The sequence below is a fragment of the Arthrobacter sp. B0427-1-12 genome, from assembly GCF_059092905.1.
Genome location: NZ_JBNHIC010000008.1, coordinates 21108 through 37206, shown reverse-complemented (window position 1 = coordinate 37206; position 16099 = coordinate 21108). Strand labels below are relative to the sequence as shown.

The 16099-nt window shown below is 67.0% G+C and carries 21 protein-coding genes and 2 pseudogenes; 15 read left to right on the top strand and 8 right to left on the bottom strand.

Translation table 11 applies throughout. From position 1 onward, the window contains the following. Positions 1–12: 12 nt before the first annotated feature. Genes AC5RWU_RS07630 through AC5RWU_RS07620 form a run of 3 tightly spaced genes read left to right on the top strand, consistent with a single transcriptional unit; the run spans position 13 to position 999 of the window. Positions 13–447: a universal stress protein gene (locus AC5RWU_RS07630; RefSeq protein WP_494030429.1), complete on the top strand. Its 435-nt coding sequence runs from the start codon at positions 13–15 to the stop codon at positions 445–447. 55 nt (positions 448–502) lie between these two features. Beyond that, positions 503–748 carry a type II toxin-antitoxin system Phd/YefM family antitoxin gene (locus AC5RWU_RS07625; protein ID WP_494030411.1) on the top strand — a complete coding sequence of 82 codons (246 nt, stop codon included), beginning with the start codon at positions 503–505 and terminating at the stop codon, positions 746–748. Beyond that, on the top strand, positions 745–999 hold the full coding sequence (locus AC5RWU_RS07620) for a Txe/YoeB family addiction module toxin (RefSeq protein ID WP_494030410.1): 255 nt from the start codon (positions 745–747) through the stop codon (positions 997–999). Before AC5RWU_RS07625 ends, AC5RWU_RS07620 begins: the two co-directional genes overlap by 4 nt. A gap of 116 nt (positions 1000–1115) precedes the next feature. On the opposite strand, the gene AC5RWU_RS07615 is transcribed toward AC5RWU_RS07620, so the two are convergent. After that, a complete protein-coding gene (locus AC5RWU_RS07615; RefSeq protein WP_494030409.1) occupies positions 1116–1331 on the bottom strand; it encodes a hypothetical protein in 216 nt (71 codons plus the stop codon). Between the two features lie 164 nt (positions 1332–1495). On the opposite strand from AC5RWU_RS07615, the gene AC5RWU_RS07610 reads away from it, so the two are divergent. After that, complete coding sequence (locus AC5RWU_RS07610) at positions 1496–1978, top strand: universal stress protein (protein WP_494030408.1); 483 nt, start codon at positions 1496–1498, stop codon at positions 1976–1978. 8 nt (positions 1979–1986) lie between these two features. On the opposite strand, the gene AC5RWU_RS07605 is transcribed toward AC5RWU_RS07610, so the two are convergent. The 3 genes and pseudogenes from AC5RWU_RS07605 to AC5RWU_RS07595 all read right to left on the bottom strand — a co-directional run bounded on the left by AC5RWU_RS07605 (position 1987) and on the right by AC5RWU_RS07595 (position 3770). Further along, the gene (locus AC5RWU_RS07605) at positions 1987–2991 is read right to left on the bottom strand and encodes an aldo/keto reductase family protein (RefSeq protein ID WP_494030407.1); all 1005 of its coding nucleotides are present in this window, start codon (positions 2989–2991) and stop codon (positions 1987–1989) included. Positions 2992–3043: 52 nt separating this feature from the next. Further along, entirely contained in the window at positions 3044–3175 is a 132-nt protein-coding gene (locus tag AC5RWU_RS07600; RefSeq protein ID WP_494036949.1) for a hypothetical protein, read from the bottom strand. A 23-nt stretch (positions 3176–3198) separates the two neighbouring features. After that, positions 3199–3770: pseudogene (locus AC5RWU_RS07595) on the bottom strand (S8 family serine peptidase). A gap of 124 nt (positions 3771–3894) precedes the next feature. Here AC5RWU_RS07595 and AC5RWU_RS07590 point away from each other — a divergent pair. The 5 genes from AC5RWU_RS07590 (at position 3895) to AC5RWU_RS07570 (ending at position 8576) form a co-directional block, all read left to right on the top strand. Next, the gene (locus AC5RWU_RS07590; protein ID WP_494030406.1) at positions 3895–4929 is read left to right on the top strand and encodes an iron-containing redox enzyme family protein; all 1035 of its coding nucleotides are present in this window, start codon (positions 3895–3897) and stop codon (positions 4927–4929) included. Next, positions 4926–5915, top strand: a complete 990-nt coding sequence (locus AC5RWU_RS07585) for a glycosyltransferase family 2 protein (RefSeq protein ID WP_494030405.1) — start codon at positions 4926–4928, stop codon at positions 5913–5915. The genes AC5RWU_RS07590 and AC5RWU_RS07585 overlap by 4 nt, the downstream gene beginning before the upstream one ends. Positions 5916–5926: 11 nt before the next feature. Then, complete coding sequence (locus AC5RWU_RS07580; protein ID WP_494030404.1) at positions 5927–6142, top strand: CDGSH iron-sulfur domain-containing protein; 216 nt, start codon at positions 5927–5929, stop codon at positions 6140–6142. A 90-nt stretch (positions 6143–6232) separates the two neighbouring features. After that, the gene (locus tag AC5RWU_RS07575; protein WP_494030403.1) at positions 6233–7009 is read left to right on the top strand and encodes an SRPBCC family protein; all 777 of its coding nucleotides are present in this window, start codon (positions 6233–6235) and stop codon (positions 7007–7009) included. A 100-nt stretch (positions 7010–7109) separates the two neighbouring features. Continuing rightward, positions 7110–8576: a protein adenylyltransferase SelO gene (locus AC5RWU_RS07570; RefSeq protein ID WP_494030402.1), complete on the top strand. Its 1467-nt coding sequence runs from the start codon at positions 7110–7112 to the stop codon at positions 8574–8576. A 245-nt stretch (positions 8577–8821) separates the two neighbouring features. Here the strand turns inward: AC5RWU_RS07570 and AC5RWU_RS07565 are convergent, their stop codons facing one another. Further along, positions 8822–9601 carry a hypothetical protein gene (locus AC5RWU_RS07565; protein WP_494030401.1) on the bottom strand — a complete coding sequence of 260 codons (780 nt, stop codon included), beginning with the start codon at positions 9599–9601 and terminating at the stop codon, positions 8822–8824. 205 nt (positions 9602–9806) lie between these two features. Here AC5RWU_RS07565 and AC5RWU_RS07560 point away from each other — a divergent pair, with 205 nt between their 5' ends. The 3 genes and pseudogenes from AC5RWU_RS07560 to AC5RWU_RS07550 all read left to right on the top strand — a co-directional run bounded on the left by AC5RWU_RS07560 (position 9807) and on the right by AC5RWU_RS07550 (position 11638). Continuing rightward, on the top strand, positions 9807–10382 hold the full coding sequence (locus tag AC5RWU_RS07560) for a hemerythrin domain-containing protein (RefSeq protein WP_494030400.1): 576 nt from the start codon (positions 9807–9809) through the stop codon (positions 10380–10382). A 172-nt stretch (positions 10383–10554) separates the two neighbouring features. Further along, a pseudogene (locus tag AC5RWU_RS07555) lies at positions 10555–10884 on the top strand (DUF421 domain-containing protein); the annotation flags it as partial. 127 nt (positions 10885–11011) lie between these two features. Continuing rightward, positions 11012–11638, top strand: a complete 627-nt coding sequence (locus AC5RWU_RS07550; protein ID WP_494036948.1) for a flavin reductase family protein — start codon at positions 11012–11014, stop codon at positions 11636–11638. Here the strand turns inward: AC5RWU_RS07550 and AC5RWU_RS07545 are convergent. Next, a complete protein-coding gene (locus AC5RWU_RS07545) occupies positions 11574–12392 on the bottom strand; it encodes a maleate cis-trans isomerase family protein (RefSeq protein WP_494030398.1) in 819 nt (272 codons plus the stop codon). The two genes, AC5RWU_RS07550 and AC5RWU_RS07545, sit on opposite strands and share 65 nt — an antisense overlap. A 162-nt stretch (positions 12393–12554) precedes the next feature. Here AC5RWU_RS07545 and AC5RWU_RS07540 point away from each other — a divergent pair, with 162 nt between their 5' ends. The 3 genes from AC5RWU_RS07540 (at position 12555) to AC5RWU_RS07530 (ending at position 15081) form a co-directional block, all read left to right on the top strand. Beyond that, positions 12555–13418, top strand: coding sequence for a CPBP family intramembrane glutamic endopeptidase (locus AC5RWU_RS07540; RefSeq protein WP_494030397.1), 864 nt, complete (start codon positions 12555–12557; stop codon positions 13416–13418). Next, on the top strand, positions 13408–13878 hold the full coding sequence (locus AC5RWU_RS07535) for an SRPBCC family protein (RefSeq protein WP_494030396.1): 471 nt from the start codon (positions 13408–13410) through the stop codon (positions 13876–13878). Before AC5RWU_RS07540 ends, AC5RWU_RS07535 begins: the two co-directional genes overlap by 11 nt. A gap of 318 nt (positions 13879–14196) precedes the next feature. Next, positions 14197–15081 carry a nuclease-related domain-containing protein gene (locus AC5RWU_RS07530; RefSeq protein WP_494030395.1) on the top strand — a complete coding sequence of 295 codons (885 nt, stop codon included), beginning with the start codon at positions 14197–14199 and terminating at the stop codon, positions 15079–15081. On the opposite strand, the gene AC5RWU_RS07525 is transcribed toward AC5RWU_RS07530, so the two are convergent. Further along, a complete protein-coding gene (locus AC5RWU_RS07525; protein ID WP_494030394.1) occupies positions 15055–15606 on the bottom strand; it encodes an Imm61 family immunity protein in 552 nt (183 codons plus the stop codon). The genes AC5RWU_RS07530 and AC5RWU_RS07525 overlap by 27 nt on opposite strands. Then, entirely contained in the window at positions 15603–16055 is a 453-nt protein-coding gene (locus tag AC5RWU_RS07520) for a hypothetical protein (RefSeq protein ID WP_494030393.1), read from the bottom strand. Before AC5RWU_RS07520 ends, AC5RWU_RS07525 begins: the two co-directional genes overlap by 4 nt. Between the last annotated feature and the right edge of the window lie 44 nt (positions 16056–16099).

Sequence of the window (16099 nt, the reverse complement as noted above, 5' to 3'; positions counted from 1 at the left end):
AGGAGGACCGTGATGGAGACAGCAGCCGGAAGAGTGGTCGTGGGTCTGGATGGATCGGACGCTTCGATCGAGGCCCTGCGGCTGGCGCTTCAGCTGGCGCCGGCGCTCGATGCACCCGTCCATGCGGTGTACTGCTGGGGAATCCCCACCGTCTACGCCGCCTACACGGAAGCGGGCTACATACCCTACGAAGAGGCTGCGCGCCAGGACCTGGACAGGGTCCTGGCGCGCGTCTTTGGCCAGGAGACGCCTGCGTCGGTGACCGCCGAACTGGTGCACGGCCACGCCGCCGCGGTGCTGACCGAGGCCGGTTCGCAGGCGCGCATGCTGGTGGTGGGCAGGCGCGGCCACGGCGGTTTCGGCGGCCTGCACCTGGGGTCGGTAAGCAGTGCCTGCGTCACCCACGCGCAGTGCCCTGTCCTTGTGGTGCATGAGGGCTCGTCTTGAGCCATCGGAAGCGGTGGCTGAATTGGTACAATATGTTGTACCAACAGGAGGAATAATGGCTATCACCGCATCCGAGGCACGGGCCCGGCTGTTTCCTTTGATCGAGCAGGTCAATAACGACCACGCACCCGTGGAAATCGTGTCGAAGAAGGGCAGTGCCGTGCTCATGTCCCTTGAGGACTATGAGGCGCTGCAGGAGACAGCGTATCTGCTGCGCAGCCCAGCCAATGCCGCGCGGCTAACTGAAAGCATTGCTCAGCATCGGGGAGGAAAAGCGGTGCCCAGGCGGCTGGCTGAGTGAATGTCCTGTTCACCGACATCGCCTGGGAGGACTACCAATACTGGTTAGTGACGGACAAGGCGATGCTGAAGCGGATCAACCGACTGATCGAGGAATGCCGCCGGACTCCGTTCGAGGGCATAGGCAAACCCGAGGCGCTCAAGCATCAGTTGTCCGGATACTGGTCCCGCAGAATCAACGAGGAGCACCGGTTGGTGTATGCCGCGGAGGATGAGAAGCTCATCATCATCGCCGCACGGCACCATTACTGATCTGTATACCTGGGCGAGGGTGGTTTCGTGCTCAGACTGCGGCAGGCCCCTAAACTGACCAATGGTCGCTTTGCGTTGGCTTGGTGGCACGAATCCCAACCTGAACTGACCATTGGTCACTTCATTCCGGCCTCCCGCGCGGCAGAACCCGTCGATGCCGCCACGGCGTCAATCATGCTCAGCGCCTCGTCCGGGCCTGCCGGCACATCGGTGAGGGTCACAGGAACCGGCTTCCCCAAGAAGTCGCCGGGGACGGTTACCGCCGGCGCCAGCCAGACTGCATTCACCACCAAGTAGGTTCCCGCGCACGGCGGTTCCCGCGAAGTGACCATTGGTCGGTTCGTGCTGGTTGAGCCTTCGGATTCCAGCGTCAAGCGACCATTGGTCAGGGGCCTTCCAATGCCAAGTGGCCATTGGTCACCGGAGACGGGCCCTTGGTCGCGCGCCGCGGGGGCGGGACAATGAAGGAGCAGACAAGCCCGCGAAGGAGCCACCGATGGATCCAGCCACTCCAAAGGTTATCGTGGGAGTTGACGGCTCCGAATCCTCAGTGGAGGCCCTGCGCCTGGCAGTGCAGCTGGCGCCAGCGCTCGACGCCCCGGTCCACGTCATGTGCTGCTGGGATTTCCCCGGTATCTACGCCGGCTACGTTCCGCCGGATTTCGAAGGCTTCGGCAGCGCCGCGCAGCAGCGGCTGGACAAGGTCTTGGAGAAGGTCTTCGGCCATGAGGTGCCACGGAACGTCACCAGCGAGGTGGTGCGCGGCCCCGCCGCGGCGAAGCTGGTGGAGGCCGGTGCTGGGGCCCGGATGCTGATCGTGGGACGGCGCGGTCACGGCGGTTTCCGCGGCCTGCATCTGGGCTCGGTCAGCTCGGCCTGCGTCAGCCACGCCCAGTGCCCGGTCCTGGTGGTACACGAGGGCGCAAGGCCGGAGCACCACCATCACCACCGGCGCGAACGCAAGTCCCAGCCGCAGTAGCCGGACAGCTAGGCCAGGCGGCTTTCCGGCGACTTGGTGCGCGAGGGATCGCGCTCCGCGAGGTCCCCGACCACCTCGTCGATCCGGGCCATGATCTCCGCATCCAGGCTGACGCCGGCGGCCTTGACGTTGGAGGCGACCTGCTCGGGCCGGGAGGCGCCGATGATGGCTGCGGCGACGTTCTGGTTCTGCAGCACCCAGGCGATGGCCAGCTGCGCCATGGTGAGCCCGGCGTCGTCGGCGATCGGCTGCAGCTTCTGCACGCCGGCCAGGACGTCATCGGAGAGCCAGCGACTGATCATGTCCGATCCGCCCTTCGCATCCGTGGCCCGGCTGCCGGCCGGCGGCGCCTGCCCGGGCAGGTACTTGCCGCTCAGCACGCCTTGGGCCATGGGGGACCAGACAATCTGGGAGATGCCCAGCTCCTGCGACGCCGGCATCACCTGATCCTCGATCACCCGCCACAGCATCGAGTACTGCGGCTGGTTGGAGATCAGATGGAAGCCCAGTTCGCGGGCCAGCGCGTGGCCGGCGCGCAGTTGGTCCGCGGTCCATTCACTCACGCCGATGTACAGCGCCTTGCCGGCCCGGACGACGTCCGCGAAGGCCTGCATGGTTTCCTCGAGGGGTGTCTCGTAGTCGTAGCGGTGGGCCTGGTAGAGGTCCACGTAATCGGTCTGCAGCCGGGTCAGCGAGCCGTTTATGGACTCCATGATGTGCTTGCGGGACAGCCCGGTGTCATTGTGTCCCTTCGGGCCGGTGGGGAAGTAGACCTTGGTGAAGATCTCCACCGACTCGCGCCGCTCGTCCTTCAGCGCCGCGCCGAGTACGCCCTCGGCGATGGTGTTGGCGTAGACGTCCGCCGTGTCGAAGGTGGTGATGCCGGCGTCGAGGGCGGCGCGCACGCACTCGGTGGCGACGTCGTTCTCCACCTGTGAGCCGTGGGTGAGCCAGTTGCCGTAGGTGATCTCGGAAATCTTGAAACCGCTGTTGCCCAGATATCTGAATTCCATATGGCCGATGCTAGCGGCTGGGCCGGTGGCCTGTCTCCGACGGCGCCTGCCACTACAGCCGCGCGAACCGGTACATGAACGCGGCCATGGCGTCGCGGCTGATCGGCTGGAACGGCCGGTAGGTCCGCGTTCCGTCCGCCTCCACCCACCCCGTGGAAATCCGGGCGTCGGCCAGCCAGGCCATTTCCTTGTAGAACTGCTAGCCGGTCAGCACGTCCGGAACAGCGAGACGGCCGGCGCCACGTAATCATCGGAACCATCCACAGCCCGCAGCGCCGCAGCCGCATCCACCAGCCCCACCCCGCAGCCCTCGGTGCAGAGTCCCGGCAGCGGCCGGACCGTATCCTTGAGGGTCTTTTCCACCACCGCCGGGGTCGCCGCCGATCCCAGCTCGGCGATCAGCAGCGCGGCCACGCCGGAGACGTGCGGCGCCGCCATGAAGGTGCCCTGCATGTAGGAGTACGACTCCAGCCCGGGCACGGTGGTTCCGGAGTTCAGGGTGGAGGCGATCCCGCCGCCGGGTCCCCAAAACAGCTCGCCGCCCGGCGCGGTGACATCGACGCCGCCGCCGTAGTTGGAGTACGAGGCGCGGCTGCCGTCGCGGTCGCTGACTGCCACCGTGATGACGTTGCGGCAGTTGGCCGGGTGGAGTTGGCGGCCGGCTGGTTCTCGTTGCCCGCGGCGACGATGACGGCGGCACCCGCCTGGGTGGCGATGTTGATGGCCGTCTGGGAAGTGGAGGAGCAGAATCCGCTGCCGCCCAGGCTCAGGTTGATCACGTCCGCCGGGTTCGGGTTCGCCGCGATGCCGCTGACCGAGGCCCGCGCCTCAGGTGGGAGTCGCCGTCGTTCTTGGGGCCAGCAAAGTATGCTGATGGTTCCTGAGCTGAAAGGAACCGCCTCGATGAAGCAGCCGCAGGCCCGCGGGCCCCTCAGTACTGTCCTTCTTGAGCTGCTCGGCGGCACCCCGGGCACCGGTGCCGTGGCTGCGTCCGGGCTGCCGGCCCTGGCGGAGGCCGCTGCGGCGGCGGCCGATGACCTGATCGGCGACGACGACGTCCAGCTCGCGCTGTTCTGCCTGTACGAACTCCACTACGGCGGGCTCGACGGGGTGGACGAGCGCTGGGAATGGAACCCGGAGCTGCTGGCCGTGCGGGTGGAGCTGGAGGAGGCCTTCGAGCGCCAGCTGCGCGGCACCGCCGTCGTGCCTGCCCTGCCGGAACCGGAGGCGGGCGCGGTCGCCAAGGCGCTGTTCGAACTGACCGCGGACGACGGCGGCCCCAGCGTTTCGCGGTACGTCGCCGCCAAGGCGGGCAAGGATCAGCTCAAGGAGTTCCTGATCCACAAATCCGTCTACCAGCTCAAAGAGGCGGATCCGCACACCTGGGCGATCCCGCGGCTGGCCGGGCGGGCCAAGGCGGCGATGGTGGAAATCCAGGCGGACGAATACGGCGGCGGGCGGCCGGAGCGGATGCATTCGGCGCTCTTCGCGGCCAGCATGCGCGGCGCGGGACTGGACGACTCCTACGGCGCCTACGTGGACGCCGTTCCCGCTGTGACGCTGGCGAATGTGAACATGATGTCCCTGTTCGGGCTGCACCGCCGGCTGCGCGGCGCGATCGTCGGGCACCTGGCGGCGTACGAGATGACGTCCTCGCTGCCGAACAAGCGCTACGCGCGCGGCTTCCGCCGGCACGGCTACGGGCCGGATGTTGCAGGCTACTTCGACGAGCATGTGGAGGCCGACGCGGTCCACGAACAGATCGCGGCACGGGACCTGGCCGGGGGACTGGTGGAGGCTGAACCGCACCTGCTCGGAGACGTCCTCTTCGGCGCGGCCGCCGCGCTGGCGGTGGACGGCCGCCAGGGGACCCACGTTCTGGAGGCGTGGACCGCCGGCCGGTCCTCGCTGCGCGTTCCTGCGGTGGTTTCGGCGTGATAGCCAACGTCCGCTACATCCTGCCGCTGCGCTGGACCGACGACGGCGGCCTGGCCGAGCTGGTGCAGTACCTGGAGCAGCTGTACCGGTGGATCCCCGTGACCGTGGTTGACGGCTCGGAGCCGGAACTGTTCCGCGCCCACGCCCGGGCCTTCCCGGCGGCGGTGGAGCACATCGCCCCCGGGCCCTGGCCCGGACGCAACGGCAAAGTCGCCGGGGTCATGACCGGAGTGCTGGCCGCGGCGGAGGAGTACCTGGTGCTGGCCGACGACGACGTCCGCTACAGCCGCCCGGCACTCACCCGGCTGGTGGCACTGCTGGGGAGTGCAGACGTCGTACGCCCGCAGAATTTCTTCACCGCCCTGCCCTGGCATGCCCGCTGGGACACCGCCCGGACCCTGCTCAACCGCGCCCTCGGCGCGGACTGGCCCGGCACCCTGGCCGTGCGGCGGTCCCGGCTGGTGGAGGCGGGCGGCTACGACGGGGATGTGCTGTTCGAGAACATGGAGCTGATCCGCACCATCCGGGCCGCCGGCGGACGCGAGGTGCGGGCGCGGGACTTGTTCGTCGGCCGCGTTCCGCCCACCGCGCGGCACTTCCTGAAGCAGCGCGTCCGCCAGGCCTACGACGACTTCGCCCAGCCGCCGCGGCTGGCGTTGGAGCTGGCGCTGCTGCCGTTTCTGCTGTGGTGTGCGCGGTGCCCGGGCCGGCTGGCGGCTGTTGCTTTAGGTGCCGTGCTGCTGGCGGAGCGGGGGAGAAGGCGCGACGGCGGTGCGCGCGTCTTCGCGCCGGATGCGGCGCTGTGGGCGCCGGCCTGGCTGCTGGAACGGTCGGTCTGCGTGTGGCTGGCCGTGCTGGCACGGGCACGCGGCGGGGTTGGCTATGCCGGATCGCGGATCCGGACGGCCGGGAATTCGCCGAGGGAACTACGACGGCGGCTGGCCGGGAGCGGTGATCAGGTGCCGGCTGTGCAGCGGGCTGCGTAGGAGGGATGGACATGGAAGATGACGTGCAGGGGCAGAGTCGGGCGGAGATCGTTCCCTGTCCGGACGGACCGCTGCTGGTCCGCGGCGACTTCGAAATCGTCACCGCAGCCGGTGATCCGGTGCCGCGGACCCGGAAGACCGTAGCGCTGTGCCGCTGCGGAGCTTCCGGGCTGAAGCCGTTCTGCGACGGCACGCACAAGCTGACGGGGTTCCGGAGCGGGGACTGACGACTGCTCTGGTCCGGGCAGGAACCCGGGAGTATCGTGGGCCTCCGGCGGGGTCTCCCGTCGTCCTCTTTTCTAGTCGAAGGAGACGTTGTGAGCACGAAGGTCGAAAAGCAAATCCAGGTAAACGCGCCGCTGAGCACGGTGTACAACCAGTGGACCCAGTTCGAGGACTTCCCTCAGTTCATGGGCGGCGTGAAGAGCGTGTCGCAACTCGGCGATGACCGGCTGCAGTGGGTTGCCGAAATCGCCGGCGTCCGTCGGCAGTGGGAAGCAAGAATCCTGGAGCAGATACCGGATCAGAAGGTGGCGTGGGCGGCGACCGAGGGCGCGACGAACGCCGGTTCGGTGGCTTTCCAGGACGTAGATGGGACCCAGACCCTGGTGCATCTGACCCTCGAATACGAGCCTGAGGGCCTGGTGGAGAAGATCGGCGACAAGCTCAATGTCGTAGAGAAGCAGGCTGAAGCGGACCTGGAAAGGTTCAAGGCATTCATTGAGTCCGAGGACTACGCCACCGGAGCCTGGCGCGGGTCGATCAATGAAGGTGCCGCCGTGGGGACACCCGGCGTGGAGAGCGCCGACGCCTCACGCGGCGACAGCGGCAAGGCCGGCGTGTCGGGAAAGGTGGCTGCCGCCGGCATAGGTGTTGCAGCCGCCGCAGCCGCCGGTGTGGCCGCAGCGGCCGGACAGAAGGAGTCGTCCGAAGAAGAGACGACGCCGGCGCCCCGCGTCGCGAATCCGCCGGTGCCGGAAGCCCCGTCGGCCGGTACGGCGGAAACCGTCGTCGTTCCGGAAGAAACTGATCCAGGTGCCGAACCCCCGTCAGGGAGAATTATCGCGGACGGCCCGCCCGCCGGCGGGATCTAGAGAACGGTCTGGGGCGACGCCGGGCCGCCTGAACGGGCCGCCCGGGGTCGTCGTTGCGCGAAAGTGTCACCCGTCTTGGCACCGCGGCTATCCTTGATAGATGAGTGCCGAAGCACAATCAACTGTCATCTTTGACGATCGCTTCGCCCGGGAACTCACGGAGCTGGCCGTTCCCTGGCAGGCGCAGGATGTTCCGGACCCGCAATTGCTTGTGCTCAACGAGCCGCTGGCGACCGAACTGGGCCTCGACCCTGTCTCCCTGCGGAGTCCGGACGGGTTGCGTCTGCTGATCGGCAAATCGCTGCCGGAGGGTGCCACTCCGGTGGCGCAGGCCTATGCCGGCCACCAGTTCGGCTGGTACTCTCCCCGCCTCGGCGACGGGCGTGCGCTCCTGCTCGGTGAGATCGCCGACGCGGACGGCAACCTTCGCGACATCCACCTCAAGGGTTCCGGGCGCACACCGTTCGCCCGCGGCGGCGACGGCCAGGCCGTCGTCGGTCCGATGCTGCGCGAGTACATCGTCAGCGAGGCGATGCACGCGATGGGCATCCCCACGACCCGATCCCTGGCCGTGGTGGCAACCGGGCGTCCGGTGCGACGCGAGGCCGAACTGCTGCCGGGAGCCGTGCTCACCCGGGTGGCGAGCAGCCATCTGCGCGTTGGCAGTTTCCAGTACGCCCGGGCCACGGACGACATCAACCTCCTGCGCCGCCTCGCCGACCATGCGATCAGCCGTCACCACCCTGGCGCGGCGGAGGCCGAGCGCCCCTACCTCGCGCTGTTCCAGGCGGTGATCGCCGCGCAGGCGTCGCTGGTGGCCCAGTGGATGCTCGTGGGTTTCATCCACGGGGTCATGAACACCGACAACATGACAATCTCCGGCGAGACCATCGACTACGGCCCGTGCGCCTTCATGGACGTGTTCGATCCGGCCACGGTCTACAGTTCGATCGACGAGGGCGGACGCTACTCCTACGCCAATCAGCCGGTCGTGGCGGAGTGGAACCTGGCCCGGTTGGCGGAGGCCCTCCTGCCCCTCATCCATGAGGACCAGGAGCAGGCGGTCGCCCTTGCGGTGGAGTCACTCGGCGCGTTCCGCCAGCAGTACAGTGCTGCCTGGTTTGCGGGGATGCAGGCCAAGCTTGGTCTGCCCCAGAGCGCCGACGACGACGTGACCTCGCCTCTGGTGGACGACCTGCTCTCCCTTCTGAAGGCTGGCCGGATCGACTACACCTCGTTCTTTCGCAGCCTCGGCACGGCCGCCGGCGGCAACGCGGAACCGGCGCGGGGCCTGTTCCCCGACCCGGCAGCGTTCGATGCCTGGGCCGAACGCTGGCGCGCCTTGGGTCCGGACGCCGAGGCGATGGACCGGGTCAACCCCGTCTACATCCCCCGCAACCACCTGGTCGAGGAGGCCCTCGCCGCCGCGACCGAAGGCGACCTGGATCCGTTCAAACGGCTCCTGGGCGCGGTGACTTCCCCCTACGACGAGCGCCCCGGGCTCAAGCGTTACATCGCCCCGGCCCCGGAAAGCTTCGGCTGCTACCGGACCTTCTGCGGGACCTGAGGCTCTGCTTAAATCTTTAGCCTTTCCTGCCGATAATCCGGCTTGTTTCTTGAGGTTGGCGGGGCACAGTTAATGCATTAGCGGGGAAGCGCCGGGATTTAGGGCCTGACCCCGCAACGGGGGGGAGCAGCTTCTGCCGGGATCGTTCCAGACTGGGGGGTATGGACGGTCCCGGCAGAAGCTTTTAAACCGGCAGCAATATCAGGGGCTCTGTTGCGCCCCCGAAAACACCGCAGGCCCTGTGGTCAGACTTCCCAGTCTCCGGACTCGCCGCCGTTGAGGAAACCGCCGAAGAGGCCTCCGGCCTGATCGGTAAAATCACCCGCCTGATCGGTGAACCCTTCGCCCGCGGCGGAGAGTTCCTCTCCTGCAGCGGTCACATTTTCGCCCAGTCCTTCCGCTGCACCCGTGATGCCGTCGCCGATATCGGAGAAACCGTCGAGCAGGGGACCGGCGATCGCCGAACCGATGAAGGCGCCGGCCACCCCGGCCAGCAGCCCGGCACCGAGGCCTCCGGCGGCTCCGGCCGCCAGGGAGCCTCCCATACCGCGGCCGGAGCCGCGGCCCAAAAGCTTTTCCATGAAGCCGGGCCGGGACATCTCCGCGCGGGTCGCGGCCCGCGCCAGATCCGCGGGCCGGTCCGAACGGGGACGTTCGGAGGGTGGCAGGTGGCCGGAGAGTTCGGACTGCAGCATCGACCGCTGCTGCGGGGTCAGCCTGGCGAACGCCTCGGCATGGGCCCGCTCCATGTCCTCCGGAGGGGCCGTACGGAGCATGTACTTGTACTTGGCAATGGCAGCCCGGTCAGCGTCCGATCCCTGGACCGGAGGCCTGTTCTGGCTGCGGTGGTTCACCGGCTGGCCGTAGCCGCCGTAGCCGCCGGAGCTGCGCTGGCCGCCACCGTAGCTGCCGCCCCCGTAGCCGCCAGAGTTGCGCTGCTGACCGGTGCGCTGGGACAACTGGTCCTTCACATATTCCCCGGCCATCTTCTTGCCCTTTTGGAACAGCTTGTCGAACATTCCCATACTCGGCTCCTCGCCTCGTCTAATAAGTGCGCGGCGAATCGGCCGCCTACTCGTACAACTGCCGGCAGCCAAAGGCAGTTCCATGAGCGGTTGGAGCCGGTTGCGTTCTTGATGAAGTTCCGCCGGCCATGGATTGTGCTGGAGCGCGGTGGTAAGTTGCGTCCTATTGACGCTCAGGAGCGACGACCCAAAGGAGTGAGCTCTCATGACTGAATCCCATGGTGCTGGCGCAGGCTCGGATGTTGTTGACATCCTTACCGCTGATCACCAGGAAATGATGGAACTGCTCGGCCAGATCGAGGGCACGGCGGATGCCGGCCAGCGGCGTGACCTGGCCGATACCGTGATCGCGGAGGTGATGCGGCATGCGGTCGCCGAGGAGATGTTCGTCTACCCCGCGATGGAAAAGCATGTGCCCAACGGCGCCGAGGAGGTCGAGCATGACAAGAAGGAGCATGACGAGATCGTCCAGGTGATGAAGCGGATGGAGGACGTCGACGCTTCCGATTCGGCGTTCATGGACTTGGTCCGCGAGCTGGAGGGGCAGTTGCGCCACCACGCGAACGACGAGGAGTCCGAACAGTTCCCGAAGCTGCGGGCCCACATCCCCGGGGAGGAACTGGTGAAGATGGGTGAGAAGGTGCAGAACGCCAAGAAGGTGGCGCCGACCCGCCCGCATCCGCACGCGCCGCACTCCGAGCTGTTCCACAAGACCCTCGGACCGGGTGTGGGCATGGTAGACCGGCTTCGGGACAAGCTCACGGGGCGGCACACCGGCTAAGTGACGGGGCTCCGGAGCCGGACTGGCGGCAGGGCCGACGCGCCCCGCTGATTTGAAGAGTGCCGTCGTCGTTCCTAAAGCGAAAAGAGGTCGAGTCGAGGCCGACGATACGTCGAGTTCTCTGGATGCCGCCCGTGATTGATTGGAACGCCCTCTTCGCCCCCGACACCCCGTGGGTGGAGTTGTTCATCAGCGAGACGTCGGCTCGGCCGCCGGCATCAGCCTCACCGGCGATGTGGACAAGATCCAGGACGGGCTGATCCCGGGGGCCACCGTCCTGTTCTGGAGCGTAGCCGTGGACGCGGCGGCGTACCGGTGGCCGCGCCTGGCCAGGATCCTCAAGGGCCACCCCCGGTCCCTGATCATGGACGGGCGCCTGAACCGTCACGCGATGCGCCGGGAGTTCATCACCCTCGAGGAACTGGAATCCCAGCTGCCCATCCACGGGTTCGACGACATCGCCCAGGTCCGCCGGGCCTATCTGGGGCCCGGCGGAAAGCTGAGTTTTGTCCCTACGATCATGACACCAAGGACACACGATCCTCCGACGCGGAGCCTCCGGCTCCTTGAAAGCTGTCGGCTCCCCGACAGCCCGCCGGCGGACAGCTGGCTATCGTGGGACTATGCGCATGGACTTCAGCCCCAAGGAACTCTCCGGCCGCGACTTCTACAAGCTGCTGACGGCGGTGGTGGTGCCGCGGCCGATCGCCTGGGTCTCCAGCACCTCGGCCGCCGGGCTGGACAACCTGGCCCCGCATTCCTTCTTTACCGTGGCCTCGGTGAATCCGCCCATCGTGCAGTTCACCTCGGTGGGGGAGAAGGATTCGCTGCGGAACATCGTGGCCACCAAGGAATTCACGGTGAACCTGACGCCGGCCAGCCTGCTGGCGGAGGTCAACGCCACCGGGACCAACTTTCCTCCCGAGGTCAGCGAGTTCGACGCCGCCGGGCTGACCCGGGAGCCGAGCCTCACCGTGCGTCCGCCCCGGGTGGCGGAATCACCGGTGGCGTTGGAGTGCAAGCTTCACCGGACCTTGCCGATGGGGGACTGCACCCTGGTCTTCGGCGAGGTGACGCACGCCGTCGTGTCCGGCCGGGTCCTGGATGGCAGCCACCCGCGGATCGATCTGCTGGAACCGCTGTCCCGACTGGGTCTGGATGAATGGGGGACCATGGGGTCTATTCACGAAATCACGCGGATCCGCAAGGCGGACTGGCCGGGGCATTTCCGGCCGCGGAACGGTCTGCCGGAGTAGGAGCAGCGGCCAACAGGCTGCCTGCGCCGCTGATGGCGGGCTGCTGGCCCAGTGCCTTGAGGATCTCGTAAGTAGTGGCGGTGGCCGCGGTAACGACCGGCAGCCCGAGTTCATCCTCGACGGCCTGGACGGCCGCCAGCGACGGCATCTGCACGCAGGCGGAAAGTACGACGGCGTCAGCACCTTCGCGCTGCAGGTTCCGGGCGATCCCGGGCAGCTTCGCCGGATCCAGGCGGCCGACGGCCAGGTTGTCCGCAACTTCGAGGCTGACGGCGTCGAGGACTTCGATGCCGGCGCCTTCGATGTACTCGCGCACCAGCTGCGTCAGCGGCTTCAGGTAGGGAGCGACCATCAGGATTCTTCGGGCACCCATTTCCTGCAGGGTCCGCACCAGCGCACCGGCGCTGCTGGTCACAGCGGCCGGGTGTCCGTTGGCCGCGGCTGCTTCCGCAATGACCTTTTCGGAACCGGCATGGGCGCCGGGGCCCTGGGCCATTACCGCCACCAGGCAGGCATAGGCAATCACGTCCACGCCGGCGTCGGACACGGCGGCGGCGCAGTCGGCGGCCTTGCCAACCATGGCCATCAGTTCCTCGCGGTTGACGTTCTTCATGCCGGCCCGGGCCGAGTGGAAGGTGTAGGTGTGGCCGGTGGCTTCCGACTGCCGGCGGAACAGTTCCGGCAGTTCCGTTTCCATGGTGATGTTGGAGCTGGGAACGATCAGGCCGATCCGGGTCAGGTCAGGGATGTTCATGTGAGTCTCCGCTGCGTAGTGGTCCAAGTCTAAGGGTCCTTCTCCGAACTGGATCAGGGGCGGATCAGGGCAGGTCCCGATACCCTCGCGCGGCCTCCGCTGAAACGCTGAACGCAGGGGCTTTCCGTCCGCCCGCGTCCAGTTGAACCGAAAGAGGCCACCATGACCGCCCGAACACCCATGCCCAGCCACAGCCGAACAGAACCTGGGACCGCAGGGCTGACCTTCCGGTCGGTCCGCACTTTCTTCCTCGCCACTTTCGGCCTGTCTTGGGGCGCGGGCGCGTTGTACATGCTGTTCCAGGCCCAGGTCGACGCCGTCTTCGGGCCCATGGGCTATAACAACCCTGTCTTCATCCTCATGGTGTACACACCCGGAATTGTCGGCGTGGCCATGGTGTGGCGCCACTACGGTCTGAAGGGTCTGGGGCACTTCTTCCGCCGCTTCGCCCTGTGGCGGATGGCGCCGTCGTGGTGGCTTCTGCTGCTGGTCGCCATGCCTGCCGTGTACTACGCCGGGGCTGCGATCCAAGGCAACCTCACCGATCCGTTCCCCTACTCGCCGTGGTACGCCGTGCTGCCGGCCCTGCTGCCGATGCTCCTCATCGGCCCCATCGAGGAGCTCGGCTGGCGGGGCGTGGCGCTGCCGCTGCTCCAGCGCCGGTTCTCACCGATGCTGGCAGGACTCCTGCTCGGTTTGCTGGTGGCCATCTGGCACGCACCCTCGTTCCTGCTGAGCGGCACCAAGCAGTCCGCCTGGGAGTTCTGGCCGTTCTTCTTCGGTATCGTGGCGATCAGCGTCATCCTCACACCGATGTTCAACGCCGCACGGGGAAGCCTGCTGGTGGCCTTCCTGTTCCACGCGCAGATGAACAACCCGGTCTGGCCCGACGCCCAACCGTGGGACATGTGGCTGTTCGTGGCGGTGGCCGTCGCAGTGGCAGTGGCGAACCGCGAAGCCATGCTGGCCCGGGGCGCGGGGGCGACCGCGATTCTGGACACGAAAGGGAGAAGACATGAGCAGTAAACCGGCATTCGTCTACGTCACCTACCTCCACAGCACTCCGGAAAAGGTCTGGCAGGCACTGACCGATCCGGACATGACCACCGCCTACTGGGGCCACAGCAATGTCTCCGACTGGCAGGCCGGCTCCAGCTGGGCGCACCAGCGCACCGACGGCTCGGGGATCTCCGACGTGTTGGGCATGGTTGTGGAGAGCACCCCGCCCACGCGGCTAGTGACCACCTGGGCGGAGCCCAATGCGGAAACCGCCGAGCCAGGTGCGGCCGGGGTCTCCCGGGTCACCTTCGGGATCGAAGCCTACGGGGAGATCGTCCGGCTCACCGTCACCCACGAGGACCTGGCCGACGAAGCCGAACGGGACGAGGTCGCCGGCGGCTGGGCCGCGGTCCTGTCCAACCTCAAGACCCTGCTTGAGACCGGGCACGTCCTCCCGCAGGCACCGTGGGAGCTGCCGCAGCAGTAACACCACCGTCCCCGCGAAACCTCACCTTTTGTCGGATTTTCGTCCCCGAATAGGCATCTTCAGCAGTTTCGCGGGGTGGGGTACGACGGCGGCCGGTGACGTTCCAGCGGAAGCCCGCCGGCCGCCGCGGTACCGGTGGTCAGGATGGGCGAGGTTCTTGCTCCGTCCTTGCGCTTCCTGGCTCCTCGGGTCAGGCTCTCAGGTGGGAGGTGGACCAGGATCACGGCAGGCGGAGGAACTGCGGAGCAGTCACGGCGTGCAGCCGAACGGGCCGAGAAAGCACGGCGTGAGCTGGAAAACGCCGAGCGTTCCCAGAGAATGTGGGAGGCGGGAGCGGCTGGCGAGGTCCTCGTGGCCGGCCTGCTGGCGGAGCTGGAAGCGGACGGGTGGCGCATCCTGCACGATGTCCACTGGCCGGGCAGGCCCAAGGCAAACATCGACCACGTACTCATCGGTCCCGGAGGTGTCCTGGTCATCGACGCGAAGAACTGGACCGGCCGCGTGGAGATCCGCAATAACGGCCTGTACCAGAACGGCTATTCGCGTAGACGCCATGTGGAATCGGCCGAGCAGCAGGCCGCATCGATTGCAGCCCTGCTGGATCCGCCCTACCGCCGCTTTGTCCAGGCCTGGCTCTGCCTGGCCGGGCACCTGCAGGTGGACGGCCAGCTGTCCGGGGCAGTAAAAGTGCACGGCGTGGAAACCGTGCGGGACGCTGTCCACGCATTGCCCAAGGTCCTGGAGCCGCAGGCCGTGGCGGCGATCCACGCCAAGCTGCGGCTGCTGTTGACCGGCACCGCCTCTCCCGAGCTCCTCACCACCCGGACGATGCGCGACCGGGAAGACGACCTCAGCGTCCACAGCTACAGGACGTGGCAGGACCACAGGCAGGGCAGGCGTGACGAACCGGCCGGGGCCGTTCAGCAGCCGGGTAGCCTGCCGTCTCCCGCCCCGAAGGCGACACGGCTGCCGAAGCCCGGCAGCCGGCGTCGTAAGCGCCAGTTCCGGGGTGGAGTGCTCCGGATTCTCTTCGGGATGATCCTGATTTATGTCGTCGTGGCTTTGCTGTGGGGACTCCTCATGGGCCTGGTCCTGCGCACACCGCAGCCCACGCCACAGCCGGTACAGGGCGCGGCGGCAATGTGGGTGCCCGGCCTGCCCGCTGCAGCCGCGGTCTCAGGGACGGCCGTATTCCCGGCTTGAGGCAGGAACCTTCCGGACATCGCCGAACAGCGGCGAACCATCTGCGGCCTCGATGGACTCCCGGATGTGGGCCAGTGGGGCGGCTCCATAGTAGGTGAATTCGACGGCGGGCCCTTCCATGGCCAGCGTGGCTGAATGCGCGGTCCCGTCGCTGGTCCAGGTCACTTGGCCCATGACGCCTTCAGCCGTCGGGCTGATGGTGAAGCCGGGGCGGGCGAGCGCAGGACTGTACGGCACCAACAGCCGGTCGAGGCCCTGACGCTGCCGCCATTTGGTGCCGGCGGAATACAGCAGGAACTTCAACGCCTCGTCAGGGCGGCGGCAAACGAAATCAGGGCCGTTGCCGCTGCGGTTGTTCTGGAAGATGTTGAAGTACACGTCGATCCGGCCATCGCGCGGTTCGAGGACGATGCCGTAGCTGTCTTGGTCGTAGCAGAGCCAGCGCCCGTTTTTCCAGAGTGGTTCGGGGTCACCGAACCACTCGGCAGCCAGCTGGAGATACTCAGAATCGAAGCCCGCGTTCATGCGCTTTGGCCGCTGGTGGCCAGCTTGTCCCTGAGCCATTGCGGAGTGTGATCGGCTGTGCGGGGGTAGCGTTCCAGATCGGTTACATACTCGTCATCGCCGATGGGAACCTCCCATTCGGGCTCGTAGTCGTAGTTGTAACTGGCATGCAGATGGCCATCGTTCTCGACTTCCACGGCCATAGCGAACCACGTCCCGTGCCCTTCCCGGTACATGATGTCCCGGAGCTCCCTTACCCGCCGGTAGGACGGCCGTGGAGGAAATTCACGCTCTTCGACGCCGTTGCGATCCACGAAAATCAGGCCGCCCTGGACATTGCCGACGCACTTCATGCCGAACTTCAGCGAGGTCCATCCCGTCGCGGGCACCTCCGCCACCAAGCGCGCAATTTCCAGTTCAAGTTCATTCCGGCGGCCGACGATGTCAGCTGCGGTAGCACCTGCATTCACTCGTGATTCACTCCCAACTGTAGAAAGCTACCCGGACCCCGGCG

Bases quoted from the DNA above. Each gene is read 5' to 3' on its own strand.
- AC5RWU_RS07535 (WP_494030396.1), top strand. From the start codon at position 13,408: ATGAGCAGTAAACCGGCATTCGTCTACGTCACCTACCTCCACAGCACT.
- AC5RWU_RS07580 (WP_494030404.1), top strand. From the start codon at position 5,927: ATGGAAGATGACGTGCAGGGGCAGAGTCGGGCGGAGATCGTTCCCTGT.
- AC5RWU_RS07630 (WP_494030429.1), top strand. From the start codon at position 13: ATGGAGACAGCAGCCGGAAGAGTGGTCGTGGGTCTGGATGGATCGGAC.
- AC5RWU_RS07560 (WP_494030400.1), top strand. From the start codon at position 9,807: ATGACTGAATCCCATGGTGCTGGCGCAGGCTCGGATGTTGTTGACATC.
- AC5RWU_RS07625 (WP_494030411.1), top strand. From the start codon at position 503: ATGGCTATCACCGCATCCGAGGCACGGGCCCGGCTGTTTCCTTTGATC.
- AC5RWU_RS07570 (WP_494030402.1), top strand. From the start codon at position 7,110: ATGAGTGCCGAAGCACAATCAACTGTCATCTTTGACGATCGCTTCGCC.
- AC5RWU_RS07605 (WP_494030407.1), bottom strand. From the start codon at position 2,991: ATGGAATTCAGATATCTGGGCAACAGCGGTTTCAAGATTTCCGAGATC.
- AC5RWU_RS07545 (WP_494030398.1), bottom strand. From the start codon at position 12,392: ATGAACATCCCTGACCTGACCCGGATCGGCCTGATCGTTCCCAGCTCC.
- AC5RWU_RS07590 (WP_494030406.1), top strand. From the start codon at position 3,895: ATGAAGCAGCCGCAGGCCCGCGGGCCCCTCAGTACTGTCCTTCTTGAG.
- AC5RWU_RS07615 (WP_494030409.1), bottom strand. From the start codon at position 1,331: ATGGTCACTTCGCGGGAACCGCCGTGCGCGGGAACCTACTTGGTGGTG.
- AC5RWU_RS07525 (WP_494030394.1), bottom strand. From the start codon at position 15,606: ATGAACGCGGGCTTCGATTCTGAGTATCTCCAGCTGGCTGCCGAGTGG.
- AC5RWU_RS07600 (WP_494036949.1), bottom strand. From the start codon at position 3,175: ATGGCCTGGCTGGCCGACGCCCGGATTTCCACGGGGTGGGTGGAGGCG.
- AC5RWU_RS07530 (WP_494030395.1), top strand. From the start codon at position 14,197: ATGTGGGAGGCGGGAGCGGCTGGCGAGGTCCTCGTGGCCGGCCTGCTG.
- AC5RWU_RS07540 (WP_494030397.1), top strand. From the start codon at position 12,555: ATGACCGCCCGAACACCCATGCCCAGCCACAGCCGAACAGAACCTGGG.
- AC5RWU_RS07610 (WP_494030408.1), top strand. From the start codon at position 1,496: ATGGATCCAGCCACTCCAAAGGTTATCGTGGGAGTTGACGGCTCCGAA.
- AC5RWU_RS07565 (WP_494030401.1), bottom strand. From the start codon at position 9,601: ATGGGAATGTTCGACAAGCTGTTCCAAAAGGGCAAGAAGATGGCCGGG.
- AC5RWU_RS07550 (WP_494036948.1), top strand. From the start codon at position 11,012: ATGGACTTCAGCCCCAAGGAACTCTCCGGCCGCGACTTCTACAAGCTG.